8 protein-coding genes and 1 pseudogene are annotated in these 6,473 nt (G+C 71.3%); 2 read left to right on the top strand and 7 right to left on the bottom strand.

The features are described 5' to 3' along the window. Positions 1-186: 186 nt before the first annotated feature. A complete protein-coding gene (locus AC507J_RS31045; protein ID WP_496293902.1) occupies positions 187-873 on the bottom strand; it encodes a dienelactone hydrolase family protein in 687 nt (228 codons plus the stop codon). A gap of 275 nt (positions 874-1,148) precedes the next feature. On the opposite strand from AC507J_RS31045, the gene AC507J_RS31040 reads away from it, so the two are divergent. Further along, complete coding sequence (locus AC507J_RS31040) at positions 1,149-1,328, top strand: hypothetical protein (RefSeq protein ID WP_496293900.1); 180 nt, start codon at positions 1,149-1,151, stop codon at positions 1,326-1,328. Positions 1,329-1,438: 110 nt separating this feature from the next. Here AC507J_RS31040 and AC507J_RS31035 read toward each other — a convergent pair whose 3' ends face one another. From AC507J_RS31035 to AC507J_RS31015, 5 genes and pseudogenes are all read right to left on the bottom strand, one after another. Then, a complete protein-coding gene (locus AC507J_RS31035) occupies positions 1,439-3,814 on the bottom strand; it encodes a glycoside hydrolase family 65 protein (protein WP_496293898.1) in 2,376 nt (791 codons plus the stop codon). Then, entirely contained in the window at positions 3,811-4,563 is a 753-nt protein-coding gene (locus AC507J_RS31030; RefSeq protein ID WP_496293896.1) for an HAD family hydrolase, read from the bottom strand. The genes AC507J_RS31035 and AC507J_RS31030 overlap by 4 nt, the downstream gene beginning before the upstream one ends. A gap of 85 nt (positions 4,564-4,648) precedes the next feature. After that, positions 4,649-5,113: a DUF4442 domain-containing protein gene (locus AC507J_RS31025; protein ID WP_496293894.1), complete on the bottom strand. Its 465-nt coding sequence runs from the start codon at positions 5,111-5,113 to the stop codon at positions 4,649-4,651. Positions 5,114-5,207: 94 nt separating this feature from the next. Further along, positions 5,208-5,396 carry a DUF397 domain-containing protein gene (locus AC507J_RS31020; RefSeq protein WP_496293906.1) on the bottom strand — a complete coding sequence of 63 codons (189 nt, stop codon included), beginning with the start codon at positions 5,394-5,396 and terminating at the stop codon, positions 5,208-5,210. 45 nt (positions 5,397-5,441) lie between these two features. Next, a pseudogene (locus AC507J_RS31015) lies at positions 5,442-5,576 on the bottom strand (Scr1 family TA system antitoxin-like transcriptional regulator); the annotation flags it as partial. A 1-nt stretch (position 5,577) separates the two neighbouring features. Here AC507J_RS31015 and AC507J_RS31010 point away from each other — a divergent pair. After that, on the top strand, positions 5,578-5,835 hold the full coding sequence (locus tag AC507J_RS31010) for a hypothetical protein (RefSeq protein ID WP_496293892.1): 258 nt from the start codon (positions 5,578-5,580) through the stop codon (positions 5,833-5,835). 11 nt (positions 5,836-5,846) lie between these two features. Here the strand turns inward: AC507J_RS31010 and AC507J_RS31005 are convergent, their stop codons facing one another. Continuing rightward, the gene (locus AC507J_RS31005) at positions 5,847-6,392 is read right to left on the bottom strand and encodes a P-loop nucleotide/nucleoside kinase family protein (protein ID WP_496293890.1); all 546 of its coding nucleotides are present in this window, start codon (positions 6,390-6,392) and stop codon (positions 5,847-5,849) included. Positions 6,393-6,473: the final 81 nt, after the last annotated feature.

Raw genomic sequence — 6,473 nt, 5'->3', positions numbered from 1 at the left:
CCGCCCCGCCCCGCCCTCGTCGATCTTGCACTTTTGGTCGCCTTTTTGGCCGGTTTACGCCTTATGTGGAGACGGAAGGTGCATGATCGACGCTACGCGGGCGACGCGGGGCGACGCGGGGCGACGCGGGCGACGCGGGGCGACGCGGGGCGACGCGGGCGACGCGGGTGGGGGTGGGGTGGGGGGTTAGCGTCGGCGGGGGGCGGACGGGTGGCTGACGGTCGCCGGCAGGTTGGCCCGGAACCAGTTCCTCGCCTTCTCGGCGACCTGTTCCAGGGTTCCGGGTTCCTCGAAGAGATGAGTCGCGCCGGGAATCACCTGCAGCTCGGCCGGCACGGCCAGCTGGCGCAGCGCCTCCTGGTTGAGGGCGATGACCTGCTCGTCGAGGCCGCCGACCAGCAACAGGGTGGGCGCACGCACCTGGCCCAGGGCGGCACCTGCCAGGTCGGGCCGGCCACCCCGGGACACCACGGCACGGACCAGATCCGGCCGCTGCGCCGCCGCAACGAGGGCGGCGGCGGCACCCGTACTGGCGCCGAAGAGGCCGACCGGGGCCGCCCCGCCGGGCCGCTCGGTGGCCAGCCAGTCCACGATCCCGGCCAGTCGGTCGGCGAGCAGACCGATGTCGAAGCGCAACTCGGCGGTGACCGCGTCCACCTCGTCCTCCGCTGCGGTGAGCAGGTCTACCAGGACGGTACCGAGGCCACCGGCGTTGAGCGCCTCTGCCACCGCCACGTTCCGAGGACTGTGCCGCGAGCTGCCGCTGCCGTGCGCGAACAGCACCACGCCGGCCGGCTCCGGCGGCATCATCAGGTCGGCCGAGAGGTCGACCTCTGCCGCCGGGATAGTCACCGTGCTGCCCCGTACGTCCATCTCACCCTCCCAGCCGTGTCGGCACCCGTCCTGCCGGATACCCGGGCTGAAGCGCCACACGCCATCGCTATCGCTTGTCGACCGGCCGGGCTCGCGGGTGCACGGCCAGGCTCGCTTGTCGACCGGCCAGGCTCGCGGGTGCGCGGCCGGGCTCGCGGGTACGCGGCCGGGCTCGCGGGTGCGCGGCGTTTACGGGCAGGGGTGCCGGGTAGCCGACCGGTCGACCACAGCCGGATCGGCGTCACGGCGCCGCCGACCAGATCGCGAGGACCGTCATGCCGCATCATGACCGTGAGTCCCGTCCGGAGGCCGCCGAGCGCGAGCGGCGAAAGCAGGACACCGAGCGTGGCCAGGACTGGGCGGACGAGGCGGCCCAGGCGCGGTCGGCCGGCGACCCACGGGCGCGGACCCCCCACGATGCCACCGGCCAGCCATCGCAGGGCGAGCCGATCTGACCGCCGCCAGCCGGCCAACGGCAGCCGGCCAACGGCAGGCAGCCGCCGGGAGGCAGCCGCCAGCCGGCACCCCAGCCGGCCGCCGGGAGGCAGCCGTGGAGCGCCGGCCGTCAGGCCGGTTTCTCCGGCAGGCGGAGCAGGGGTTCCCGGCCGGCGGGCTGCTCGACCGGCGGAAGGTCCGCTGGTGGCGGCGGATTCGGCACGGTCACCGGCTCGGCGCAGGTGACCGTGACCGGCTTGCCGTAGTGGCGTAGCTCCAGCGTCGCCTCCGGATCGGCGTGGTGCAGCGCGTACGTCGTCTGGTGCGGCCGCACGTCGACCCGAAGCCGCATGGCGCACCACTGGAGCGAGAACGCCAGGCGGTTCAGCCGGCTCGACAGATGCGGTTCGAAGGAAGGTACGCCGTCGTGGTCCCGTAGTCCGCCGAACCCGGCGACCAACGCGATCCACGCCCCGGCGAGGGCGGCCATGTGCACCCCGTCGCGGGTGTTCTCGTTCAGGTCGTGCAGGTCCATCAACGCTGCCTCGCGCAGGTAGCTGTGCGCCAGCTCCGGATAGCCGACCTCTGCGGCCAGCACCGCCTGGGTGCAGGCCGACAACGACGAGTCGCGTACCGTACGCCGCTCGTAGTAGAGGAAGTTGCGCAGCTTCTCCTCGGCGGTGAACGCGTCGCCGCGCCAATGCATGGCCAGCACCAGGTCGGCCTGCTTGATCACCTGCTTGCGGTACAGGTCGAAGTACGGATAGTGCAGCAGCAGCGGGTATTTGTCCGCCGGGGTGTCGGCGAAGTCCCACTCCTGTAGCCGGGTGAAGCCCTCCACCTGCTGGTGCACGTCGAGTGCCTCGTCGTACGGGATGTGCATGCTCGCGGCGGCGTCCCGCCAGGCGGCGGTCTCCTCGTCGGTCACGCCAAGGTGGAACGCCTCGTCCCGGTAACGCAACACCGCATCGGCGGCGGCCAGCAGGTTCCGCTGCGCCATCAGGTTTGTGTAGATGTTGTCGTTCTTCACTGCGGTGTACTCGTCCGGGCCGGTGACCCCGTCGATGTGGAACGCGCCGTCGCGGTCGTGGTGCCCGAGCGAACGCCACAACCGGGCGGTCTCCACCAGCAGGGTCAGCCCGATCTCGCGTTCCAGTTGGCGGTCCCCGGTGACCAACACGTACCGCCGCAGCGCGTCGGCGATGCCGGCCGCGATGTGGAAGGCGGCGGTGCCCGCCGGCCAGTAGCCAGACGACTCCGGTCCCTCGATCGTGCGCCACGGGAAGGCGGCACCGCCAAGGTTTAGCGTCCGGGCCCGCTCGTGGGCCTTCTCCAGGGTCGAGTGCCGCCAGTAGAGCGAGTCCCGTACGGCGGCGGGATGGGTGTAGGTGAGCACCGGCAGCACGAACATCTCGGTGTCCCAGAAGGCGTGCCCGTCGTACCCGGGGCCGGTGAGGCCCTTGGCGGAGATCGGTCGGCGCTCCGCGCGGGCACCGGACTGGAGCACGTGGAACAGTCCGAACCGGACCGCCTGCTGCACCTCCGGATCGCCCTCGACCTCCACATCCGCGGCGTCCCAGAACTCGTCGAGGTATTCGCGCTGCTCGCGCACCAACCCGTCCCAGCCGTCCAGCCGGGCGGCGGCCAGCGCGGCACCGACCTGGTCGCGCAGCGCCGGCAGGGAGCGCCGGCTGGACCAGCCGTAGGTCAGGTACTTCACCACGCAGAGCTTCTGGCCCGGTTCGAGTACGCACCCGATGGTGGTACGCACCCAGTCCTCGTACCCCTCGGACTCGATGCTGGTACGCGCCGGTGAGCCCACCTCGTGCTCCATCGCGGCGGCGACCCGCAGCCCGGAGACCTTGGTCCGGTGGATCAGCAACCCGCCGTCCGGGGTGGTCAGCTCCTCCTCGGCCTCCAGCGGTGACTCCAGCACGGCGGCGACGCGTGGGTCGCGGCTCTGCGGCGGCAGCGTCTCGTTGGCGACCAGCTCCGACTGGATGATCAGCCGCAGTGGCTTGTCGTCGGCCACCTCCACCTCGTAGCGGATCGCGGCGACCGAGCGCTGCCGGAAGGAGACCAGCCGGGTGGTCTTCACCCGGACCTCGCGCCCGGCCGGCGAGCGCCAGTGCAGCGTCCGGTGCAGGGTGCCGGCGCGTAGGTCGAGGACCCGCTCGTGGGCGAGTACCTCGCCGTAGCGCACGTCCAGCGGCTCGTCGTCGACCAGCAGCCGGATCAGCTTGCCGTTTGTCACGTTGACGATGGTCTGGCCGGACTCGGGGAAGCCGAAGCCGGCCTCCGCGTACGGCAGCGGACGCAGCTCGTAGAAGGAGTTGAGGTAGGTGCCGGGTAGGCCGTGCGGCTCGCCCTCGTCCAGGTTGCCGCGGAGCCCGACGTGCCCGTTGGAGAGCGCGAAGACCGACTCGGACTGGGCCAGTACGTCCATGTCGAGCCGGGTCTCCCGGACGTGCCACGGCTCGACCGGGTACGCCCGCTCCCGGATCACTCGGGCCGCCCGGCGTCGAGCAGCTCGGCCAGATCGGTGACCACCACGTCCGCGCCGTGGGCGCGGAGCTCGTCGGCCTGGCCGGCGCGGTCCACCCCGACCACGTACCCGAAGCCGCCGGCCCGGCCGGCCTCCACCCCGGCGAGCGCGTCCTCGAAGACGACCGCCTGCTTCGGCTCCACGCCGAGCAGCTTCGCCCCGGCGAGGAAGGTGTCCGGGTGCGGCTTGCCGCGCAGCCCCTCGGCGCGGGCGGTCAGCCCGTCCACCCGGGCCTCCAGTAACGGCTCCAGCCCGGCGGCGGCGATCACCTCCCGGCCGTTGGCGCTGGCGGTGACGACGGCTCGGCGCAGGCCCGCTGCGGCCACCGCCTTCAGGTAGGTCACCGAGCCGGGGTAGACATCCACCCCGATGCTGCGGATCCGCTCCAGCACCAGGGCGTTCTTCTGGTTGCCGATGCCGTGCACGGTCTGCGCGCCCGGCGGATCGTCAGGCGTGCCCTCGGGCACCGTGATGTCCCGGGAGGCGAGGAAGTTGCGTACCCCGTCGAGCCGGGGGCGCCCGTCGACGTAGCGGTGGTAGTCCGGCCCGGGGTCGAAGGGCCGGAAAGGCTCGCCGGTGATCTCGGAGTGCCGGCGCAGGAAGTCGTCGAAGGTCTCGGTCCATGCGGCGTTGTGCACCCGGGCGGTCTGCGTGAGCACACCGTCCAGATCGAAGAGACATGCGGTCACGTGATTGGGCAGGCCGAGCATCCCCCCAATCTATCCACCGGGGGGTGCCGGCAAACAGGCTTCCTGGCAGCCGGATCGGACAGCTGAGCGTCCGCCCGGTCGGTGGTCAGTTGGGGCGCAGCGTCCAGATGACCGTCATCTCCGCGGTCGGCTTCCCCTCCTCGGTGGCGATCTCGACGCGTACCGGGAACTCCGGTCGCTCGCCGGCCGCCAGCTCCGCGGCCACCTCGGCCGGCGGGCGACCGAGCCGAGCCGTCGCCAGTACCGACCCCAGGGCGAGCTTGCGGTACGCGATCTCAGCCCGCACCGCCAGCGGCGTGGCCCGGTCGAGCAGGTCACCGAAGGCGGCGAGCACCACCGCGCCCGAGGCGGTCTCGCCGAGGGTGAACACCGCCCCGGCGTGCGGGCCGCCGACGTGGTTGTGGGTGGCCGGCGAGTCGGGCAGCCGGACCACGGCCCGCACCCCACCCGCGGCCTCGGGGGCCACCTCGACAAATTCGATTCCGAGCGTACGGGCGAAGGGCACCGCCGCGAGCATGCCGGCCGCCACCTGCCGCGAGTCGATGGTCATACCAACTCACGTTACCCGTCAGTAACCACCCCGACAAGGCACGACACCTGGACCACTCGGCATGGGGCGGGCGTCGGCCTCGGCGGCGGGCCGATCAGCGTTGCTTGGCGTACGCCACGAAGGAACGCCAGGTGGCCGGGGTGAAGGTGAGGACCGGCCCCTGCCGGTCCTTGCTGTCGCGCACCGCGACCACCCGCGCCAGATTGTCGGCAACCTCCACGCAGTCGCCCTGATTGCCGCTGCTGCGGGTGCTCTTGCGCCAGATCGCGCCGGTCAGTTCCATGCTTCCGCCGCCTCCGAGATCAGTTTGAGGGGCGGCGAGCGGCTGCTCGACCTGGTCGCCGACGAGTTGGCTCGCGCCTTCGTAGAGCGCGCGGGCATAGCCCTCGGTCTGGAGCAGGCCCGGCACCACGAGCGGCTGGAAGCTGCACAGCGCGTTCGCCTCCTGCGGCAGTCTGCACACGGTGCCCGAGCTGACAGGTTTCGCCGAAGGCGCCGGACAACACCTGCGGAAAAGCCTTGATCTCACGCCGTACCTGCAGCTGGGGCGGCCCCGCGACCGCCTGATCAGCGTCGCGGTGGGTGCCACCGGCATGCTGGGGATCCGTGATCGTCTCGTCCGGCAACCCTTCCGGGCCAACATGATCGGTGGCTCGGCGTTGCAGACCGCCCTGTCCCGACGGTGGCTGGAGTACCGCCTCCTGCTCCTACAGAAGCGCTAGCCCCGACCACCTCATCGTCTGGCGGTCACAAAGGCCATGATCTCGTCGAGTCCCGGACGATAGCCGTCGCTGGTGTCCACCTCGATCTCGGGCACGTCGACCCGGACAGGCTGGAAGCCATGGTGGCCGACAGCATGGGCGCGACGGTCGCCGAGAAACCCGTCGGCGTGGGCACGCCGGATCCTGCTCTCATCCTGCCGTCGCCGGATACGGTCGAAGGCCGTGTCCGGCCCGACCTGACAGTGCACGACCCGAACGTCGGCGATCTCGATCAATGGCCTGAGGCCGGGACCCCACAGGTGGTCTGAAAAAGCCGCTTCAGCGACCGTGGTGACGCCAGCGGCCAGCAGCAGTTGGAGCACGTTGAAGAACGTGGGCAGGGTGCGAAGGGTCAACTCGTCGGTGGGTGCGGCGATGAAGTCCCCGGCCGCGTGGACCATGCCCTCCTTGATCTCATCCCGACAGATGGCCGGGCAACCGATCCGCCGTGCGAGCAGATGGGCGAGTGTCGTCTTGCCAGCCCCCGGCGGTCCGCCGACGACGACAAGGACCGGCACTGTTCCCACCACGTCTTTCTACAGCTCGACCAGACGCAGCGCTGCCCCCGACCAGCAGTTGTTAATAAGGGGCCCTTCCTC

The sequence above is a fragment of the Micromonospora sp. PRAS1 genome (genome assembly GCF_059553435.1).
The sequence above is the reverse complement of the archived record's forward strand: the minus strand, read 5'-3'. Positions and strand labels throughout refer to the sequence as shown.